Raw genomic sequence first — 18,864 nt, forward strand, 5'->3', positions numbered from 1 at the left:
CTACCACCTGTTTTTTAATTTGTTCTGAAGCTGATAAAGGGTATTGAGTGCTTCAATTGGTGTCAGGTTTCCAAGATCAAGCTCTTTTAACTCTTTTAATACGTCATCATCTTTCACTGTATCGAACAATGACATCTGAGCCAGATCCACGTCATCATATTTTTTCGCCTTAGGTTTTGGGGCACCCAGAACAGCAATATCTTTGATCCGGCTTGTAATATCCGTCTGAACCAGTTCTTCTACAATTTCCTTTGCCCGGTCAGTAACAGACTCCGGCACCCCTGCAAGCTTCGCTACCTGGATACCATAACTTTTGTCCGCACCACCTTTGACAATTTTTCTAAGGAAAATGATATCGTCGCCGTTCTCTTTAACCGCAATGCAATAGTTATTCACGTTATCTATTTTGCCTTCCAGCTCGGTCAGCTCATGGTAATGTGTGGCAAATAAAGTTTTAGCACCAAGAAGTTTGCTGTTACTGATATGTTCGATGACTGCCCAGGCAATGCTGAGCCCATCAAATGTACTCGTTCCACGACCAATCTCGTCAAGTATTAAAAGACTCTTGCTAGTGGCATTTCTTAAAATATTTGCGACTTCCGTCATCTCAACCATAAATGTACTCTGACCACTTGCCAGATCATCAGAAGCTCCTACACGGGTAAAAATACGGTCTACCAGACCGATGTCGGCTTTGGCGGCAGGAACAAAAGAGCCAATCTGAGCCATCAGGACAATCAGGGCTGTCTGGCGCATGTAGGTAGACTTTCCGGCCATGTTCGGTCCGGTTATAATGGCAATCCGGTCTTTTTTATCGTTCAGATATGTATCATTGGAAATGAACATATCATTTGGAATCATTTTCTCAACTACCGGGTGACGGCCCTCTTTGATGTCAATGACACCTTTTTCATTTATCTTCGGACGCACATAATTATTTTGCTCTGCAACAAGAGCCAGAGAAGCCAATGTATCAATCTGGGCGATCACTTTGGCAGTTTTCTGGACACGGACAACATCTTTGGCTACACGGCTCCGGATATCACTGTAAAGCTCATACTCCAGAGAATAAAGCTTATCTTCCGCACCGAGAATCGTATCCTCCAGTTCTTTTAATTCCGGAATAATATAACGCTCTGCATTGGCAAGGGTCTGCTTTCTTGTATAATAATCCGGAACCAGATCTTTAAAAGAATTGGTTACTTCCAGATAGTAGCCGAATACTTTATTGTATTTAATCTTTAGATTTTTGATGCCGGTTTTCTCACGCTCGTCACTTTCCAGTTTTGCAAGCCAGTCTTTCCCGTCAGACTTAGCCGAGCGGAGCTTATCGACTTCCGGATTATACCCGTCGCGGATAATACCGCCTTCCTTCATGGCAAGCGGCGGATCTTCTTTGATTGCATCTTTGATCAGTGTGCACAGATCTTCCAGCGTATCTAAATCTTCATAAAGTTCTTTCAAAAGCGGACTTGTCATCTCACTTAAAATATATTTGATATGAGGCAGCATAGAAAGAGAACTTTCAAATGCAATCATATCTCTCGGGTTCGCAGACTGATATGTAATCTTGCTGACCAGACGCTCAAGATCGTAGATTGGCGACAGATATTCCCGGATCTCTTCTCTTGAAATCGCGTTATCTAAAAGCTCATTGAGAGCATCCAGACGTTTCTCAATATCATATTTCTGAACCAGTGGCTGTTCAATATACTTTCGGAGATTTCTGGCACCCATGGCGGTTTTCGTCTTATCCAGTACCCAGAGAAGGCTCCCTCTCTTCTGCTTCTCTCTTAAAGTCTCACAAAGTTCAAGATTCCGTCTTGTAGCACTGTCGAGAAGCATATATTTTCCGGCAGCATATGGAATCAGACGTGACATATGGGAAAGAGATGTCTTCTGAGTCTCTTTCAGATAGATCAAAAGGGCTCCGGAAGCAATGATCCCACAGTCATAATCTGCAAGGCCAAGACCAGTCAATGATCCGACTTTGAAATGTTCTTTTAATGTATCCTGACAGATCGCATCATCAAAATACCATGGATCCAGTGAATAAATGGTAATTCCAAGGCGGTTCTTCAAATCTTCGATGTTCATGCCACTCATGAAAAATGCTTCATTACAGATAAGCTCCGACGGCATAAGTTTATAGATTTCGTCAAACAGTTTTTCTTCTGTATTAATCTCCGTAACAAAATAATCGCCGGTCGTAACATCAGCGACAGACAACCCAAAACGATCTTCCATGTAAACAATACACATAATGTAGTTGTTCTTTGTCTCGTCTAATGCCTGCATATCCAGGTTCGTTCCAGGTGTGGCAATCCGGACAACCTCACGTTTGACGATTCCTTTTGCAGTTGCCGGATCTTCCATCTGTTCGCAGATGGCGACCTTGTAACCTTTAGATACGAGCCGATTCAGATAACCGTCTACTGCATGGAACGGGACACCGCACATCGGTGCACGTTCTTCCAGTCCACAGTTTTTTCCGGTAAGGGTGATGTCCAGTTCTTTTGATGCTACCAGCGCATCATCAAAGAACATCTCATAGAAATCTCCCAGTCTATAAAATAAAATGCAGTCTTTGTATTCTTCTTTTGTTTTCATATACTGCTGCATCATAGGTGTTAATTCAGCCACTTTTTTATCTCCTCTTGTGTAATACTTGTGAATTCAGGAATGCCATTGGCAATCTCGAAACTTCGGCATCTTTATATTATAACATCTCATCCTGTTTCATGAAAGTCGAAATTTTAGACAAACAGGAAAAAATTAGTTATCACTACCTGCCACATGTTTATCAAATATCAAAACGGATGATGTAATACTACCAAATGCGGTAATGTGGCATTGGTTCTTTATAGAACCAATGAAGCAGATATCCGGACAGAAGAATACCCATAGTACATAAAAAAGAAAAAATAAGCGCAAAGGGAAGGCAAATCTGCCCCCATAACTGCAATGGCATATCCGAATAATCCCAAACTGCCAGGTGATACCATTTGTTAACAACAATTCCAGTGATAAATTCCATACTCACAACAAAGATCGTACAACGTGTAATTTGTCTTGGCAGAGTGTCCTGCCAATTTGTCAGCCGCCCCTGCCATGTAAAAAACTGCATGCACAGTCCGCCAAGTATAAACATACTTGTATGCGAAAAACCTCGAAACAAGACTTCGATTCCATAATAAATACATCCTCCGACAGCCCATAGTACAAGGTATTCGCTTACATTTTTTAAATAAATATTTTTCTTTGATAAGCTATTCTTCATGTAAAAACGCCCTCACTATCTGTTCTTACAAAATAGTGTGAGCGTTTTCTACTCGTTTTATCAATAGCATCACTGGTATATTTTTCTATACCTGTTCTCCAATATAATAGAAGCCTTTACATTGATCCAGCTTCACATTGACATAATCGCCGATCATAGATGCATCTCCCTGGAAATGAACAAGAATGTTATTGCTGAGTCGTCCAGTCACCATATGGTCATCATGGTCACTGACAGATTCAACCAGCACTTCCTGAACGGTTCCTTCGTGTACAGCACATACCTCTGCTGCAATTGTCTGAACCTCTTTCAGGAGACGGTCAAAACGATCTTTTACAACATCCTCCGGAACCTGATCTTCCATTGTGGCAGCAGGCGTTCCGGTTCTCTTGGAGTAGATAAATGTAAACGCACTGTCGTATCGCACTTTTCTTACGATATCTAAAGTTTCCAGGAAGTCCTCTTCTGTCTCACCAGGAAATCCGACAATAATATCTGTTGTCAGAGAGATATCCGGCACAGCGGCACGGATTTTATCTACCAGTTCCAGATACTGTTCTTTTGTATAATGGCGGTTCATCTTCTTTAAAATACGACTGCTTCCGGATTGTACGGGAAGATGAAGGTGTTTACAGATTTTTTCACTCTTGCCCATCACTTCAATCAATTCATCAGAAAGATCTTTTGGGTGGGAAGTCATAAAGCGGATTCGATGAAGTCCCTCAATTTGCTCGATTTTTTGTAGTAGTTCTGCAAAGGACAACGGTTCTTCCAAGTTCTTTCCGTAAGAATTTACATTTTGTCCAAGAAGCATAACTTCTGTGACACCATCAGCTACAAGACGTTCGATTTCCCGCACAATTGCTTCTGGTTTGCGGCTTCTCTCACGTCCTCTTACATATGGCACGATACAGTAACTACAGAAATTATTGCAGCCAAACATAATGTTGACTCCGGATTTAAAGGAATATTTCCTGTCGTTTGGAAGATCTTCGACAATCTTATCAGTATCTTTCCAGATATCAATGACCATGCGGCCACTTTCGTAAACTGCAGTAATTAGTTCCGCAAATTTATAAATGTTATGGGTGCCGAAAATAAGATCTACGAAGCGATAGCTTGTACGAAGCTTTTCTACAACTTCAGGTTCCTGCATCATACAGCCGCACAAGGCAATCTTCATATGTGGATTTTTCTTTTTATGTGACTTTAACTGACCAAGGCGTCCGTAAACTCTTGTATTCGCATTTTCCCGGACGGTACATGTATTAAAGATTACAAAATCTGCCTCTTCTTCCGCCGCTTCTTCGTAGCCTATTTCAAGTAGAATTCCACGTAATTTTTCCGAATCGCGCGCATTCATCTGACACCCAAAGGTTACGGTAGCAAAGGTCAATGGTCTACCAGCCTTTTCTGATTCTCTTCTGACATATTCTTTCGCTTTTTTTATAAAATAATACTGTCTCTCAGGCTCAGTTGTTGGCGCTTCTTGAGTTATATCAATATCGTCTACGTCTCTATATGTATTCATTTTAAAAGTCCCTTTCGTAAATAAACATAATTAACTCAGATTATTATACTTTAGGAAATTTGATTTTTCAATGACAATTCATTATTTAATTAATGTTCATCAGTTCTACCAACCAAATAATCCAAGCTTACATTAAAATAGTCAGCAATATTAATAAGCATATCAATGTCTGGTTGTCTACCTTTTGCCTCATACCCGGCAATTGTTGACCTTGACACACCGAGTTCAAGTCCTAATCCAAATTGAGATAGATCATTCTCTTTTCTTAGCATTATTAATCTTTTTGAAAATTTTTCCATACTAATCACCTAATTTTACAATACAGAAAAATGTGTAAAAAGTGAAGTGGTAATATTTTACAATACTTCTCGGAGATTTTACCCTCCAAGAAGTAAAAATTATAAATACGACATCTACATTCCGAGCAAAGCTCTCCATGTATTCTTGCCGACAATACCGTCAGCACTGAGTCCATGTGCTCTCTGGAATGCGATTACTGCTGCGCGTGTTCCAGTGCCAAAGATTCCATCTACTTTACCACAATTGTACCCGAGACTATTCAATCTCTCTTGAATCAATCTCGTGATATTTCCCCGAGCTCCTTTTCTACAGGTCGGGCAACCTGCGAGAGTGTTCTTTCCTGGAATGCCATCAACTTTCTGATTAGAAAACCCTTGAGTATTACACGCTGTCTGCAATCTGCGTACCCAGTCATTTCCAGTAGATGTCGCTGGTTTTGCCACTGGTGTTGCCACAGGTGCACTTCCACTTGAAGTCGTGCCAGCTACCGTTTTTCCAGCAATAGCAGACGCAATCGCATCTCCACACTTATCAGCATCCCAGTGTGATGCATCGTTCTGACTGTCCACAAAACAACATTCTATAAGAATTGCTGGAGAATGTGTTTTTCTCAGAACATACAGATTGTGCGTGTATTTTACTCCCCTGTTCGGGATTCCGAGCGTTGCAGAGATATTTGCGCAAATAGCTGCTGCAATATCCTTGGTTTTTTCATCATAACACCATACTTCAACGCCAGTTCCACCACCAGCATTTAAATGGATGGATACATCAAGATCTACGGCGTGTGCATTGCATTTTGCGACAATGCTGGCAAGGTTGCGTCCCTGAGTCTTTCCGGCATCGTCCGTACAATCATAGACCATATGTCCTGCTGACTGCAATGCAGAAATAACTCTGTTCTTAACCTTTCTGTCCTCGTTTACTTCATCAAGATAACCGGACGCTCCACGGCATACCAAAGAGTGTCCACCATGTACATTATATGTTGACCTATTTTTTTACCTCCTGCTCTGCTTCTTTAATCTCTTCTTCTGTAGGTTCTACATTTTCATCAAGTTCTGTTCCTTTGATTTCTGGATCCATAATATTCTCCTTTCTGAAATACAGTCCTATACTTTCGGACCAGACGATGCATTGCGTCCAAGTCTGTAAGGAAGTCTGATACTATCTTCTGTAAGTTCAATTATTTTTACGGCAATCTTAAAAGATTCGCCCGTCTTAACTGGGTTTGGACTTATTTTCACATTTGTAATGGCGATCATTGGCTGAGCCATATCACATCACCACCACTTTCACTGCATCAATCAGCGTCTCGTCTGCAATTTTGTAAGTCACTATCAACTGATATTCGCCTTTTTCTTTCGGTTCGATCACGGTATCAATTAAATGCTCTATTATATTGCAACTTCCAGCTGTTTCGTTTTCTCCAGTCTGTTCGTTTCGTAGTACATATGAAGCTGAGGAGATAACAAATTCATCATTTTTAATTGAAACAACCTCCAGCATTATATGTCTCGTTTCGCCAAAATCAATTATGACTTGCATGTTACTCCTCCCATTATTACTTCAATCTCGCAAAATACCGTCCTACTCTTACTTTTGCACTATATGGATAGCGCTGTAATTTTACTCTTAGGGCTGTAATGTCTATGGTCAGTATATATTTCGCTGTATAAGCTATATTGCCTGCCTCATCTGTAGCGGTAAGTTCTACAACATACACCCCGTTAAGGGTTTTGGGGACAGTGGTTTCCCACCAATCCCCGTCTCTCCTTGTAAAAACTACAGGTACGCTATCAACAACTCCCTCCAGCTTAATAACCACGTTAGGCTAGTCAGTTACCTTAACAGAGATAACGAATGTCTTACCGCAATCAACTGGGTTAGGAGTAAGAGTAACTTTCTCGAATACCGGTGCGCCAGTATCAAGAGTAACCTTACGTGTTACAGTTGTAGTCTTGCCAGCCTTATCCGTTGCAACAACAGTAATTGTATTGGAACCACTAACAAGAGTAATTTCCTTGCTGAATGAACCATCAGAATTAACTGTAACGGATGCGCCATTGACTGTAACTGTGACAGGTTTAGATGTAACATCGTCTGTTTTACCAGATACAACCAGAGCTGTCTTATTTGTGATAAGTTCATCTGCTGGATTTGTAAGAGTAAGTGTCGGTGGAATTGTATCAACAGTGAATGAAACCGTCTTAGCGCTTGCTGCATTTCCATCATAGTCGGATGCTTCAATAGATACGGTGTGAGCGCCATCTGCCAGTGCTGTTCCCGGCGTGTAGGAGCATTCGTAACCATCTGTGACTAGTGTTTTTGTGAATGCAGTTGTAACTTTTGCGCCATCAACTTTGATAACGATTGTATCTGGATTAACCCCAGAGTCATCATCTGTCACCTTAAACCTAATAGCTGGAGTTGCGTTTATAATATACGCGCCCGCGGTCGGGTATGTGAATTCCAATGTCGGTGCAACTTTTTCAAGAACGCGAAGTAACAGATTTGCTCCTAAAGTAGCATCACTTTGATTTATTGTAGTTGAGTTTCCGGCATCATCTGTAGCTATTACAGAGCCCCCATATTTATGACCATCTTGTGAGTAACTGGATTTGCTAGGCGCCGGGACTGTTGCTTTATACTCTCCTGTAGATGCATCAAACGTCAGATCATATGTCTGACCATTAAATACATACTGTACTGCTTTTACTGCCATGCGTTAAATCCTCCTAATATTAATCTTCTTTTCCAATCTGCTTCATAATCTGGTCTGCATATGTGCTTAATCCTGCGACCAGAATTCCTTGCACGATCGCTGTAAATGTTGCGAGCGCAATCTCCTGACTATTGCCAATTGATGTATTGGCAAATACCCAAATCGCACAAAGGACAATTCCAATTCCACCTAAAATCATAGGAATGTATTTATCCTTAATCGTATCAGCCCTTTTCAGCCATGTGCCAATAAAATAAAGAACCAGAGCAACGACAACAAGCTCTGGCTTCACGTAGTTCATGATTTGTTCCATTTAGTCTTTATCTCCTTTGTTCTTTAAATGAAGAGCCTTAATTTCTTCATACAATTTCGTGCCAGTTCCATTCCCACCAAGTGCATGATATGCTTCGTACATGTCACAAAAATTCTCATATGCATAAGATGGTATGTATCCAAGCTCTACATATTTGTCATGGTATTCATACAATCCTATTTTTAATAACGCTTTTGTTCCATCGCAATTAGCATCTCTTTTTTTGTACTCTTCTTGAATACGTTCATCACGCGCCTTTGCATCATTAATTTGCTTTTGCTTCTGCTCTTTTAGAAGCCAAATGATATAACCGAGAATGATTGGGAGCACGATTAAATACGTTTGATACAGTAAGTTAATCATTGCATTATCCTCTCTTTAAATAATTATTAAGGATGCTACGGTCTGTCTCGAATAGCCCTGTCAATCAACCTCCAATCTAAAACAATTTATAATGTGGAATCTTCTCGCCCCACAAGAGGTGTCGAATATAATCATCAAGCACAACTGCGACAGCTGATAAGAAAAACCATATTGCAGTAAATGGCAAGCATATCTGCCCCAGTAAATTGAAAGGCATATTGCTGTAATCCCATACATGCCAACCAAGCCATAGATTCACAATGCAACCACATGTAAACTCCAATGCAGTGATCGCAAGCGCTCCTATCAACATCTGCTTTGCCAATGGCATTTTCTTGTATTTCTCATTGATGAACCCAATCAAAAAGAACGCCAGCCCACCAACAATAAACATTGACCAGTGAGTGCGTCCTCTTACGGTTAATTCGATTAATACATATAGCAGACCACCAATCCCAAATAGAATCAATGGTCTTAATTGTTTCATGACTTCTGAGCCAACATAGCTTTTAGTGGCTCAGACTGATAGGCTTCCGGAATACCTGTGCCGTAGGTAACCCGTCCAACCTCTTCCTTGCTTTCCAGTGAGCGGATGTAAATTCTGAGATCGCGAAAATACGTGATATGCCACGTAACAAATGCCATTGCTGTAGCTGTGATTTTTGCCATATCTGCATTACTGTAAAACTTGCAATGCTTTGTTTCATCAGAAGTATGCCACGGGATATTCTCTTCACCGGAAGTGACCTGTGTCTGCAACCCAACAAGGCTCGTCTGGTCATGGTCGGTTAATGAAAAATGCTCCACAGAGCCATTAGACAGAGTGACATCAACGCCACTTTGAATAGCATCTTGCTGAGCTTTATTCATCTCTGCAACTTTAGCTTCTTTCACTTCATCAAGTGTCGGTTCAGGCACAGGCATTGGTTCAGGTTCAACAGGCTCAACATACACACTACCATCGTTGGAAAGAATGTAGCTATCCTCATTCTCTTTGTACAAGGTCTTGAATCCATCATACTTTCCAAAGACGATTCCAGCATCATTCAACAGGTGAAAACCGGACAAGTTCACCTCTGCACCGGAAATCTGAATCAGATGCTCTCCTAGTTTTTTCACAGACGCTTCTACCATGTCTGTATTATCAAGAAATAACACATGCATAGGTTATTCCTCCTTTCAATAAAATAAGAGCCACAAGGCTCAAATAAATGGTTTACAGTTACTTAACTAAATAGCAAAACAATACAAATTATAAAAAATGATGATTCTCAGCAAATATACGATCTATGTGGCGGGAAAATAAGAGTCGTATCTGGTTCTGCTGTTAAAAATGTATCTGGAACAGATTATACATGTCTAATAAACAAAGATGAACTGAATGAAATTTTGGGTCAGTCATACAGTATAACCCGTCTCAGCATAGCTACATGTAACGGTGACAATGAAGCTACGAATACACGCTTTTTAGGGGCAGAAATCTGGCAAGGTAGTATCTATCAGTATTTTGCTCAAAAGTTAAGCTGTAGTGTTCGCATTAATTACAGAATAATTTACATATATCCATAAGCATTTTAGTCAGAAACAGCGATAAGCAAATCATTTCCATGTTCCAAAGCAACGCCAAAAAATCGTAATTGTTTCGCTTGCAGATTTGTTTGAAGAATATATCCATGCTTGAAATAAATCTGTTCCCAATCCATTTTGTGGAATTGAAATCCAAGGAGCACATGATCCGGCTGCTGTTGCTGTAACTAAAACCCAGGTTTTGGATTCCCTTGGGAGGGGAACATCAACTCTTCCACCAGAATAATAATTCCAATTATCTGGAGTTTGCATATTTATATTCTCAAAACGCTTACTTCCCCACATTTCAAGTGTGCCATCAGCGTATTTGCGATAATATCCATTATCATTATGACCAGATTTAATTATGCTATTGCTATTTAGTTCTTTAACTACCTGCGCGTCAACAAAAAATCCAGGCTCTGTTACAAGGTCGATTTCATCCAAAGTTACCAGCTTATTTGCATAGATGTTATTGATCGCTTCACGTTCTTCAATAATCTCTTTTGCCCCGTATGAACTTCCGACTTGGCTATATGCTGTTGAATCCTGGAAAGAAACAGTACCGTCAGAGTTATTCACCTGCGTGTACTTTCGCTTGCTATTTTGGCTCGCCAGAATATCGTCTTTAAAATCTGTGCTTAATGGTTTATATGTTGCCATTTCTACTCCTCCTTATATTCTAATACAGGACATCTGCCCCAATCTGAAACTTAATCTATGCTTCATAGCTTCTTGCCGACTAAAGCCGTTATATAGCTTCAAACATGCGCTTTCTAAACGGTTGAAATCCTCAAAAGTCGGGGTTCTGTTATTTGCATACCAATTTTTATGCTCGCCATCGTAAAATGCATAAGTGTTATTCTTGAGAGATTCAAGATTATCTTCCATAGCATTAAATTCTTCTGCATATGGGAAATCTGAATACCCCTCTTTGTCTGAACCCATTTCAGTGAACGGGAAATTGATATACAGCTTAAGCGCCTGTTCCCGGAGGTAAGCTATGTTGTTTTTGATTCGGTTGTAATCTGTGTAATTGAAATAATCATTTACAGTCCAATCAGTTTTAGGTTCTTGCCACACACTCTTTCCTCCTTGTAATTAATCCACCACCAAGTAATCCGGCATTGAATGTAATCTGCGATTCCTCAACGATTGTTTTCAAATCAGGGTCATACTTATTTTCCTGTCCAATCGTGTCACCACAATCAATTGCTGGCTCTCCACGGTAATCAAGCTCGTATTGGATTCCAGAAGCAAAGTAATCAGCCAGCCACGCTGTTACAAGCTTACCGTGTTCAGCATTGGATATTAATGGATTCTGCCATTCTTTATCCGTTCCACGGTTATTTATCGTCTGAACTGTATATGCAGTAGATACGTTGTATTTATAACCTTTCACAGCTATCTTAATTTCTTCACCTACCGATACACCGGAGATTGCAAGTTCAACGTAGTATGCGCCAGAAGATTTGATTTCTATGGATTGTCCACTCTTAGCTTCTTCAATAATTGCCCTGTAGCCATAACATGCATCTGTCATGTAGTAGATGGCGTTATTACCATCGTACACGAGTGTTTCTGACGTAAGGTCATCTTCCACATTTGATTTTGAATAAAGATATCTTGCAACCTTAACATTCTTGATTTTATCAAGCTGTGTTCCGACCGGCGTGGAGTATAAATCATCGTATTCAAGCTTATATGCTGTCTCAGAACCAAGTGAAATATAATTCACATGAATACGGTTATGTGGCTCTGTTTCCACAAACTCAATCTCGATTTTGTCATACTCAGCAAAATCGTATTGAAGCTCAAAGTTTTCAGCAATTCCAGACTGAATTGTGACCGTATTATGCAGTACATTATCTGAGTAGGTCCGTATCACGAATTTCTTCGGAAGATTCTTTCCAAACTCAATATAGATTCCGTATGCTTTATACTTCGCTTCTAGCGTTCGTGTGATGATTGGATTTTTAGCAAATAATCCATTCTCGTCACTCACGGCCAAACTAACATATCCAGCATTTTGTATACCGGACTTTGGAAGAAATATCATTTTCCCGTCAGCAAGCCACCGGTTATTTTCATATGTTGTATAATCTGTTTTTGCTGTTTGAGTATCAACACTTGATACATCGGAATAATCCGTTGTTCCGTTAGAAGTTGTCTCGCACTCCGGCCGGAATAACGAATGAATACGAATGCGTCCGTATCGGTCGTAGTCGAGTACGCATCTTCCGGCATTTGCAATAATCTGTAACGCCTCTTTGTGTCGGACATTTGGAAGTGGATTGTAAACAGTAATTTTTTTCAAATATGTGTCCAAATAATAATCTTCCTGTGCGACTCCTGCATCTTCCAGTACAAGAATCGCTAAATCATACAAGGTAATTCCAGTTTCGTAATACTGCCCTTTGTAGTAATCATCACTGAGGAATTTTAGTACATCGACAGCCTTAATCGTTGCTTTTTCATCGGATGCGCTCCATTCATACACATAGAGTGAGTGCATCTGTAACCATTCCACTTTGCCATCATCTAGCATATAACCCATTACAACGTTCATTCGCTGTCCGCTTTCTAAGAAGTTAATCTCAGATGCCGGATTATCAACGTTGAATATCTGTTTATCATTATTAAGTGTTATGCTAAATTCCGATTCTGGTAAATCATCATTGATTGCAGATAAGCTTGTCTTGCTATTTGCTTCTAAAATCCATTCATCGTCATATTCAAGTCCAAGTCCGAACTGAATATAATCAATTCTGACGCGATTATTTGGGATGCTCATTTCTGTAACAACCAATTCGATAGATGCCGTATTGCTGAATACAGTGTCCGTTTTAAACACCTGAGCATTATTTTCAAATTCAACCGATGTTCCGTCATCAGTCATTACAGAAAACTTAGTTGGATAATTCTCACCAAATTGAATAGTCAATCCTTTAATATCGGATTTTCCATATCCAAATACGAACTTTATATGCAATTCATTGTTGAATAAGCTCGTACATGTGTATCCATCTTTCCAGTAGGAAGCGTTATCTTTTGACAGGAAATACATGGTGCCGTCTGCTCGAAACATATTCTGTTCATAAGTTGCATATCGTTTGACTGTATGCTGATTGAATAATGTACTCGGGTCTGAGAAACTGTTATAATCCGTATTTTCCAATGATGCAGATTGCTGTGCTTCTTGATTAATCAATCCAAGTTGCACTTTCATGAAAGACCGTTCACGGATTGGACGCTTCATGGAATCTTTATACTCTTGAGATGTCTGATACATGTCTACCACCCCGAATCAATAATATTGACTTTGCAATTAATGTATGCAATCGGAATACCGTTTTTATCGTATTTGAACACGTCTGCCGACCTATCACCTGGATACATCGTGAGTGTTCTCCAACAGTTGTTTACCATATCCCAAAATTGCACGCTGGAAAAGAAATGCTTATCAAATTCCTGTAGCATACTTGACCATGTTTCGGCATCAAGATACGGCCATTCAAGGTTGTTGATTTTATAATTGTCTCTGCCAATCTTCTGTCCCACAACCTTGTTGTTCGCATTCCTAGCAGCATCAACAGCCGTTGTTACTATCATATTGGGATAGCGTTTCGGTGCTGGAAAAGGCTTTCCATTCACCCTTATAAAATTGGATATATGTCTTGCTGCCCTTTCCTACACCTCCTAAGCTGGACTAAAAGAAAAGCCCGTATTGCTACGTGCTCTTGAAATCTGTTTGTCTACTCGCTTACTATCCATATTTACGCTGACTTCTTTCTTGAGAAGCGCTTTCTGATTTGCAATCACTTCTCTTAGAAGCATATTTGTTTCATCGTTTGCATGTTCAACACCAGCACTGATTCCAGAAATAATCTGATTATTATTGGCTACTACATGCTGATTTCCGATGTTTCCAATGTACTCAGAACCGAATCCGTTTTCATTGGCTACATATATTTCACCACTCTTCGGAATTCCACCATTTTCGTACCCCTTGTATCCTCTAGCTGTCCAGCCGTTATACAAGCTTCCATATCTCTTTACCGTGTAATTGATTGCAGCAATCATATTAGATAACGGGTCGTAGATATTGGTATTGTATCCAGCCATCGCATTCGCATGGAATGTTGGGTCAATGACCTGCATCAGTCCTTTTGATGGAGTTCCACGCTTCGCATTGATATCCCAGTTATTAATCGCATTCGGATTTCCACCAGACTCATGTTGCATCTGAGTGAGCAATGCATTCAAATTTGATTCACTGAACTGATTTGTAAGCTCAAGAGCTTTCTTTGCCAGCTCTCGCCACTGTTCTACGCCAGCGCTTGCCTTGTAATCAACCTTTGGAATTAGGACACTGAATACGCTTTTGATTTTATTCAAAATCGCATCGAACGTCTTATCAATCATTCCCTTACCAATTCTTGACCAAGGTTCAAACATGCCGGAAACGTCGGTGAATTTATCAATCGCAATCTTTACAATTGATTCAGGGTCTTGAATGTAATCCATGACATTTCCAGTGAATTTCTTAACTGCGCTCCAAGCGTCTCCAAAGAAATCACCAATTCCCCTTGCAAAATGTGGCTTATTACCCATTAATGCTTTTGTCTGCTCTGCCGGCATAATCTTTGTTCCCTTTTGTAATGGTAGCATTACATTTCTACCCTCAGGGATAAATGCTCTTCCAGTTGGAGGCATAATCAGTTCTTTGTAAACAGAACCCGGCTGATCGTTGACGATACCTAATGTATTCTTCGCAAGTCCATCTGTACCATTAGCAAAGTGGACTCCTGCCCACTCGCTTAAATTTCCAGTAGAACCAACTTTATCAAGCACCCAGTTAACACCCTTGATTACGCCGTTTACCAATGACTTGATAGGTTTGAACGCGTTCTCAGCAATCCCTTTGAAGAATTGACCAAGTCCACTCCAAATGCTTTTTACTGAGTCATAAGCTTTTTGGAAACCGTCTTTGAACCAATCACGAACATTAGAAAATGGACGCTTTATGTCAGCCCACTTTTCATTAGCCCATGAACCGATAAACTTGAACGCGGAAACAATAGCGTTTTTAGCAGATGTAAATTTGTCTGAGAACCAAGTTGTTACTGGTGAAAAAACTTCCTGGATTCCAGTCCAAACATTCTCAAACGCTTGAATAGCTGTTTCAATTGTATCCAATACACCATTTGCCAATCCCAAAATCAAGTAATTGCCCATTTCAGCCATTACGGTTGAAGGAGAATGAATTCCGAATATACTCTTAAATCCATCAATAAATGGATCAAAAACGTTACTCTTTATCCATGAACCTATATTGGAGAATACGTTTAGGATTCCATTTAAAAGCCCTTCCATAGTGAATTGCCCATCTTCGTAAGCAACATCTTTCCACCATTTTACAACGGAGTCCCAAGCATCTTCTATCATTCCCCATAGTAGCGCTGCAAGACCACCTATTGCTGCGCCAAGACCTTCTGCTAATTTGGCAACAATGCCAGTCCAGTCAATGGATTCTATAAATTTTGCAATTCCATTTCCAAGCTCTTTCCAATCAGTATTTTCCAAAAACTGAATAATGGTATCAAGCATGCCTTTAGCCAAATCACCAAGTCTTGCACCGTTTCCAGACCAATCAAAATCAGAAATCCATGTATTAACGCTACTTGCTAAGTCTTTACCGAATTCAGCCCATTTAAAAGTTCTCGCAGCTTCTCCAATAGTGGAAAAAATTGCATTCCATTTCTGAGCAAACAAATGTCCAAGGTCTTCCCATTTTACAGAATCAACAATTCCATTTAAGCCATTGCCAATAAAAGTTCCTACTTCGTCCCATTTTGTATAATCAAGAAACGCATTGATATTTACAATTCCAGTATTAATTGCCTGCCCAATTGTTTGTCCAATTGTTTCACCTAGCCCATCAACTTCGACAAATCCATTGATTAAAGTTGCAAATGACTTTCCAACCTTAAAAGCTACTTCCTGTATGGAATCCCACGGGATACTACTTAAAGCATTCTTTAGTTTTTTGCCAATTACGGTTCCTATTTCTGTAAAATCTGCATCTCTCCATGCTTTCTTAAGCTTTTCCGCAAAATCAGAAACCGCTCCATCAATCGATGTTGTTTCAAACATGTCAGTTGCTGATGGGTCTGAAATACCGGAACCACCAGCAGAACTACTACCGCCAGAACCTGAATCGGTGTTTGGCTGAATCACATTCAGTTCATCAATACCAAGTGTGTAGTTTGCTAAATCCTTAACGGCTTTTCCAGCATCTTTCGCATTCTTTTTAGTCGTATCAAGACCAGAGGCGTAATCTTTCCATACCTTTTTAGCTTGGACAGCGTAACTCTTTCCAGTCAAAGCAGACATGAGCTGTCCAACCTTATTCATAGCTCCAGCCAACATATCAATAAATGCTGATATATACGGTCCGACTACATTAATAATCGGTGCAAAGGCAGCCGCCCAAGCATTCTTCAGATAAAGTAAAGAAGAAACCATTCCAGAGATGCTTTTGTTGTATGAAGCACTATACTGAACCAGATTATCAGAGCCAGCTTTAATAGCTTCTTTTATTTGGCTAATAGCCCCAAAGACAGTTGAAAATAAAATGGAAGAACCTATCATTCTCCCCCAAGACATGCCCTTGTTAGATTGTTTTCTTAAAGCTCCAATTGCTTTTCCGACTTTTGAAATAGCTCCTTTAGCCGTGTCAAATGGTTTGGTTAATCCGTGAACGGTTTTATAGATGCCTTTTAAACCGTTCATTGAAATTTTTCCAATAGCTTTTTTGAATTTTCCAGCACCTGTGGCAGCCTTTGAAAAAGCCGAAGCAAGCTTGCTTATATTGGAAACCTGTTCTTTTGATACAATATCTTTCGCCTGCTGTTTTAACGACTTATTGTATTCATTTCTTCTAGCTGTGACAATAGCTAATTGTTTTGCAACCTTGTCGTATTCCTTATTGCCTTGCCCCAATCCTTTTTTCTCAAGATCAGAAAGCGCTTGCTTCAACCTCTTTATCTCAGCTTCAAAGGTTTGAGCTGCGTTAGTCGCACTTCCAAATGAATCAACATAGCTTTGAATTGCTTCGGTATCATAAGTACCATCATCTCTAATGGTAGGCACTTCGTTTTGTTTAGAACCAAGTTCAGAAGCATCTGGCATTTTTAGCATGTCGAGAAAATTCTTTGTGTAATTTCCAAAACCACCTCGTGTCAATGATTTTTTAATTTCTAACGCTTTGTTTTTTAACAAATCAAAGCTACTTAACGTTTTACTAAAATCGTTATTTGAGTTTACAGTTGTAATTTCATCTTCTAAATCCTTAACAGCATCAGATGCTTTTTCGGCATTTTCTTCAACTTCTTTAAAAGGTTCTCCCTCAATCGTAGGACTAGATTTTCCAGCATTTGATTGAATTTGATTCAACGCATTCTTGGCATCCTTTATGGCATTTTCATACTGGTTCATTTGCATGATAGATTTATACCATGCCTTACCACCAACAACATCGGAACCGCCTAAGTTAACAGTATCTGCAATCTGTTGTTTGATTCGTCCATATCCACGTTCAAATTCCGAAATAGACTTTGTTAATGCCGTTTTGTCTAAACCATTAAAGTCCATTTCAAGTTTTGCGTTCTTAAATTGCGATTGAAGCTCTTTTAGTTCTTTTGCCGGATATTTTAAATCAGAGCGATTTGTACGAAAACGAAGTTCACTATTGCCTATAGCTTTTTGTTCTTTGAGAATATCCTTGAACGTATTTTTTACATCAATCAACTCAGAGAGCCCGGCAATTCCCGTAAAATCAAGCCCATGTGCAGATTTAGCGCATTTATCAAGGGCGTCAGCCACTTTAAGCGCCTTTTTCTCAACAGAAGTCAATGTTCGACTAGCCCTATTTGCTTCGGTCTCAACAACTATTTCCAAGCTATCTACTTCATTCTCTGCCCTTGATATCACCTGCCTCTCTGATTATTAAATGCTTTCGCCCAAGCACCGAATTCAATCGATGCTATTTCTGTATTCTCAGCAATTATTTCTTCTTCACTCCGTTCGTCAACAATATCATCCTTAAAGAATATGTGTTTTTCCGGATATGAACTATTTTTATTCACTACTTGTCCAATGGCTCTTAATACATATGCACCAGTCATCCAAGACGTAAAATCAGCCATTTGCAATTGCTTCTTTTCCTGCTTTTCTTTTTCATCACGGTATACAAGCAACGCCTTTGGAGACATCTTCAAAAATTCTGAATACCCGATACCGCAATAAGCAGCCATTGGAAGCCAATAATCGTATGCGAATTGAGTAAAACTCTTGCATTCGATTACTCTTCCAACGCTTCTTCCGTTGCCTTTTTCGCTTTCGCTGTCTTCTTCTCCTCCTCTGCCGGTTTGATTCCCAGCATTTTTTGGAAAAAATCGGATTCATCTACAACCTCGTTAAATGAATCCACAATGTCAAGAAGACTTCCACCACCGTATATATGTTGCTGAATCAGCTCTTCTGCACGTGGACGTTCACATTCTGCTACAACACAAACAAACCCCATTGCTACAAGAAAAAACTGCTTTTTGTGGAAAGCTTCCACCAAGGAAAAGCCCTGTTCTTCCATTTTGGTATAATCAGAAATTGTAAGTTCGCCTACATTGTATGTTTTGTTATTAATTTTGACCTTAACCATTATAATTCTCCTTTTTTGTACGACAAAAAGAGCCGTGACTATTCACGACTCTTTGCTTTCAATT

The 18,864-nt window shown here is 39.8% G+C and carries 20 protein-coding genes and 1 pseudogene; all 21 read right to left on the reverse strand.

The genetic code is table 11. The features are described from left to right. Entirely contained in the window at positions 1-2,643 is a 2,643-nt protein-coding gene (gene mutS / locus C7E02_RS01565) for a DNA mismatch repair protein MutS (protein ID WP_330406715.1), read from the reverse strand. A 187-nt stretch (positions 2,644-2,830) separates the two neighbouring features. Further along, positions 2,831-3,280, reverse strand: coding sequence for a putative ABC transporter permease (locus tag C7E02_RS01570; protein WP_022278500.1), 450 nt, complete (start codon positions 3,278-3,280; stop codon positions 2,831-2,833). Positions 3,281-3,365: 85 nt separating this feature from the next. Then, positions 3,366-4,811, reverse strand: coding sequence for a tRNA (N6-isopentenyl adenosine(37)-C2)-methylthiotransferase MiaB (gene miaB / locus C7E02_RS01575; protein WP_105308611.1), 1,446 nt, complete (start codon positions 4,809-4,811; stop codon positions 3,366-3,368). 89 nt (positions 4,812-4,900) lie between these two features. Beyond that, complete coding sequence (locus C7E02_RS01580) at positions 4,901-5,110, reverse strand: helix-turn-helix domain-containing protein (RefSeq protein WP_105308612.1); 210 nt, start codon at positions 5,108-5,110, stop codon at positions 4,901-4,903. A gap of 114 nt (positions 5,111-5,224) precedes the next feature. After that, a complete protein-coding gene (locus tag C7E02_RS20615; RefSeq protein ID WP_442873148.1) occupies positions 5,225-5,566 on the reverse strand; it encodes a peptidoglycan-binding domain-containing protein in 342 nt (113 codons plus the stop codon). Positions 5,567-5,620: 54 nt separating this feature from the next. Next, positions 5,621-6,076 (reverse strand): annotated as a pseudogene (locus C7E02_RS20620) (N-acetylmuramoyl-L-alanine amidase); the annotation flags it as partial. Between the two features lie 147 nt (positions 6,077-6,223). Then, on the reverse strand, positions 6,224-6,388 hold the full coding sequence (locus tag C7E02_RS19090) for a hypothetical protein (RefSeq protein ID WP_158682955.1): 165 nt from the start codon (positions 6,386-6,388) through the stop codon (positions 6,224-6,226). Position 6,389: 1 nt separating this feature from the next. After that, positions 6,390-6,659: a hypothetical protein gene (locus C7E02_RS01590; RefSeq protein WP_105308614.1), complete on the reverse strand. Its 270-nt coding sequence runs from the start codon at positions 6,657-6,659 to the stop codon at positions 6,390-6,392. 16 nt (positions 6,660-6,675) lie between these two features. Beyond that, positions 6,676-6,939, reverse strand: coding sequence for a PF13754 domain-containing protein (locus C7E02_RS01595; RefSeq protein WP_105308615.1), 264 nt, complete (start codon positions 6,937-6,939; stop codon positions 6,676-6,678). Positions 6,940-6,945: 6 nt separating this feature from the next. Continuing rightward, positions 6,946-7,836 (reverse strand): Ig-like domain-containing protein, encoded by an 891-nt coding sequence (locus C7E02_RS01600; protein WP_105308616.1) that lies wholly within the window; start codon positions 7,834-7,836, stop codon positions 6,946-6,948. A 19-nt stretch (positions 7,837-7,855) separates the two neighbouring features. Further along, positions 7,856-8,149 carry a phage holin family protein gene (locus C7E02_RS01605; protein WP_105308617.1) on the reverse strand — a complete coding sequence of 98 codons (294 nt, stop codon included), beginning with the start codon at positions 8,147-8,149 and terminating at the stop codon, positions 7,856-7,858. After that, positions 8,150-8,512, reverse strand: coding sequence for a hypothetical protein (locus tag C7E02_RS01610; RefSeq protein WP_105308618.1), 363 nt, complete (start codon positions 8,510-8,512; stop codon positions 8,150-8,152). Positions 8,513-8,588: 76 nt separating this feature from the next. Beyond that, positions 8,589-8,999 carry a putative ABC transporter permease gene (locus tag C7E02_RS01615; protein ID WP_105308619.1) on the reverse strand — a complete coding sequence of 137 codons (411 nt, stop codon included), beginning with the start codon at positions 8,997-8,999 and terminating at the stop codon, positions 8,589-8,591. Beyond that, positions 8,996-9,676, reverse strand: coding sequence for a DUF4376 domain-containing protein (locus C7E02_RS01620; RefSeq protein ID WP_203226941.1), 681 nt, complete (start codon positions 9,674-9,676; stop codon positions 8,996-8,998). Before C7E02_RS01620 ends, C7E02_RS01615 begins: the two co-directional genes overlap by 4 nt. Before the next feature lie 435 nt (positions 9,677-10,111). Then, a complete protein-coding gene (locus C7E02_RS19530) occupies positions 10,112-10,741 on the reverse strand; it encodes a hypothetical protein (RefSeq protein WP_242978715.1) in 630 nt (209 codons plus the stop codon). Between the two features lie 12 nt (positions 10,742-10,753). After that, entirely contained in the window at positions 10,754-11,161 is a 408-nt protein-coding gene (locus C7E02_RS01630) for a hypothetical protein (protein ID WP_105308620.1), read from the reverse strand. After that, a complete protein-coding gene (locus tag C7E02_RS01635) occupies positions 11,145-13,370 on the reverse strand; it encodes a hypothetical protein (protein ID WP_105308621.1) in 2,226 nt (741 codons plus the stop codon). The genes C7E02_RS01630 and C7E02_RS01635 overlap by 17 nt, the downstream gene beginning before the upstream one ends. A 2-nt stretch (positions 13,371-13,372) precedes the next feature. Further along, the gene (locus C7E02_RS01640; protein ID WP_242978716.1) at positions 13,373-13,690 is read right to left on the reverse strand and encodes a hypothetical protein; all 318 of its coding nucleotides are present in this window, start codon (positions 13,688-13,690) and stop codon (positions 13,373-13,375) included. Between the two features lie 87 nt (positions 13,691-13,777). Beyond that, complete coding sequence (locus C7E02_RS01645) at positions 13,778-18,040, reverse strand: transglycosylase SLT domain-containing protein (protein ID WP_158682956.1); 4,263 nt, start codon at positions 18,038-18,040, stop codon at positions 13,778-13,780. A 29-nt stretch (positions 18,041-18,069) separates the two neighbouring features. Next, positions 18,070-18,396 (reverse strand): hypothetical protein, encoded by a 327-nt coding sequence (locus tag C7E02_RS01650; protein WP_105308624.1) that lies wholly within the window; start codon positions 18,394-18,396, stop codon positions 18,070-18,072. Between the two features lie 47 nt (positions 18,397-18,443). Continuing rightward, complete coding sequence (locus tag C7E02_RS01655; RefSeq protein WP_105308625.1) at positions 18,444-18,800, reverse strand: hypothetical protein; 357 nt, start codon at positions 18,798-18,800, stop codon at positions 18,444-18,446. Between the last annotated feature and the right edge of the window lie 64 nt (positions 18,801-18,864).

Source organism: Dorea sp. Marseille-P4042, assembly GCF_900290215.1.
Lineage (GTDB): Bacteria > Bacillota > Clostridia > Lachnospirales > Lachnospiraceae > Dorea > Dorea formicigenerans.

Excerpts from the sequence above, each read along its gene's own strand:
- C7E02_RS01570 (WP_022278500.1), bottom strand. The coding sequence starts at position 3,280 with ATGAAGAATAGCTTATCAAAGAAAAATATTTATTTAAAAAATGTAAGC.
- miaB (WP_105308611.1), bottom strand. The coding sequence starts at position 4,811 with ATGAATACATATAGAGACGTAGACGATATTGATATAACTCAAGAAGCG.
- C7E02_RS01580 (WP_105308612.1), bottom strand. The coding sequence starts at position 5,110 with ATGGAAAAATTTTCAAAAAGATTAATAATGCTAAGAAAAGAGAATGAT.
- C7E02_RS19090 (WP_158682955.1), bottom strand. The coding sequence starts at position 6,388 with ATGGCTCAGCCAATGATCGCCATTACAAATGTGAAAATAAGTCCAAAC.
- C7E02_RS01590 (WP_105308614.1), bottom strand. The coding sequence starts at position 6,659 with ATGCAAGTCATAATTGATTTTGGCGAAACGAGACATATAATGCTGGAG.
- C7E02_RS01600 (WP_105308616.1), bottom strand. The coding sequence starts at position 7,836 with ATGGCAGTAAAAGCAGTACAGTATGTATTTAATGGTCAGACATATGAT.
- C7E02_RS01605 (WP_105308617.1), bottom strand. The coding sequence starts at position 8,149 with ATGGAACAAATCATGAACTACGTGAAGCCAGAGCTTGTTGTCGTTGCT.
- C7E02_RS01610 (WP_105308618.1), bottom strand. The coding sequence starts at position 8,512 with ATGATTAACTTACTGTATCAAACGTATTTAATCGTGCTCCCAATCATT.
- C7E02_RS01615 (WP_105308619.1), bottom strand. The coding sequence starts at position 8,999 with ATGAAACAATTAAGACCATTGATTCTATTTGGGATTGGTGGTCTGCTA.
- C7E02_RS01620 (WP_203226941.1), bottom strand. The coding sequence starts at position 9,676 with ATGCATGTGTTATTTCTTGATAATACAGACATGGTAGAAGCGTCTGTG.
- C7E02_RS19530 (WP_242978715.1), bottom strand. The coding sequence starts at position 10,741 with ATGGCAACATATAAACCATTAAGCACAGATTTTAAAGACGATATTCTG.
- C7E02_RS01635 (WP_105308621.1), bottom strand. The coding sequence starts at position 13,370 with ATGTATCAGACATCTCAAGAGTATAAAGATTCCATGAAGCGTCCAATC.
- C7E02_RS01640 (WP_242978716.1), bottom strand. The coding sequence starts at position 13,690 with ATGATAGTAACAACGGCTGTTGATGCTGCTAGGAATGCGAACAACAAG.
- C7E02_RS01650 (WP_105308624.1), bottom strand. The coding sequence starts at position 18,396 with ATGGCTGCTTATTGCGGTATCGGGTATTCAGAATTTTTGAAGATGTCT.
- C7E02_RS01655 (WP_105308625.1), bottom strand. The coding sequence starts at position 18,800 with ATGGTTAAGGTCAAAATTAATAACAAAACATACAATGTAGGCGAACTT.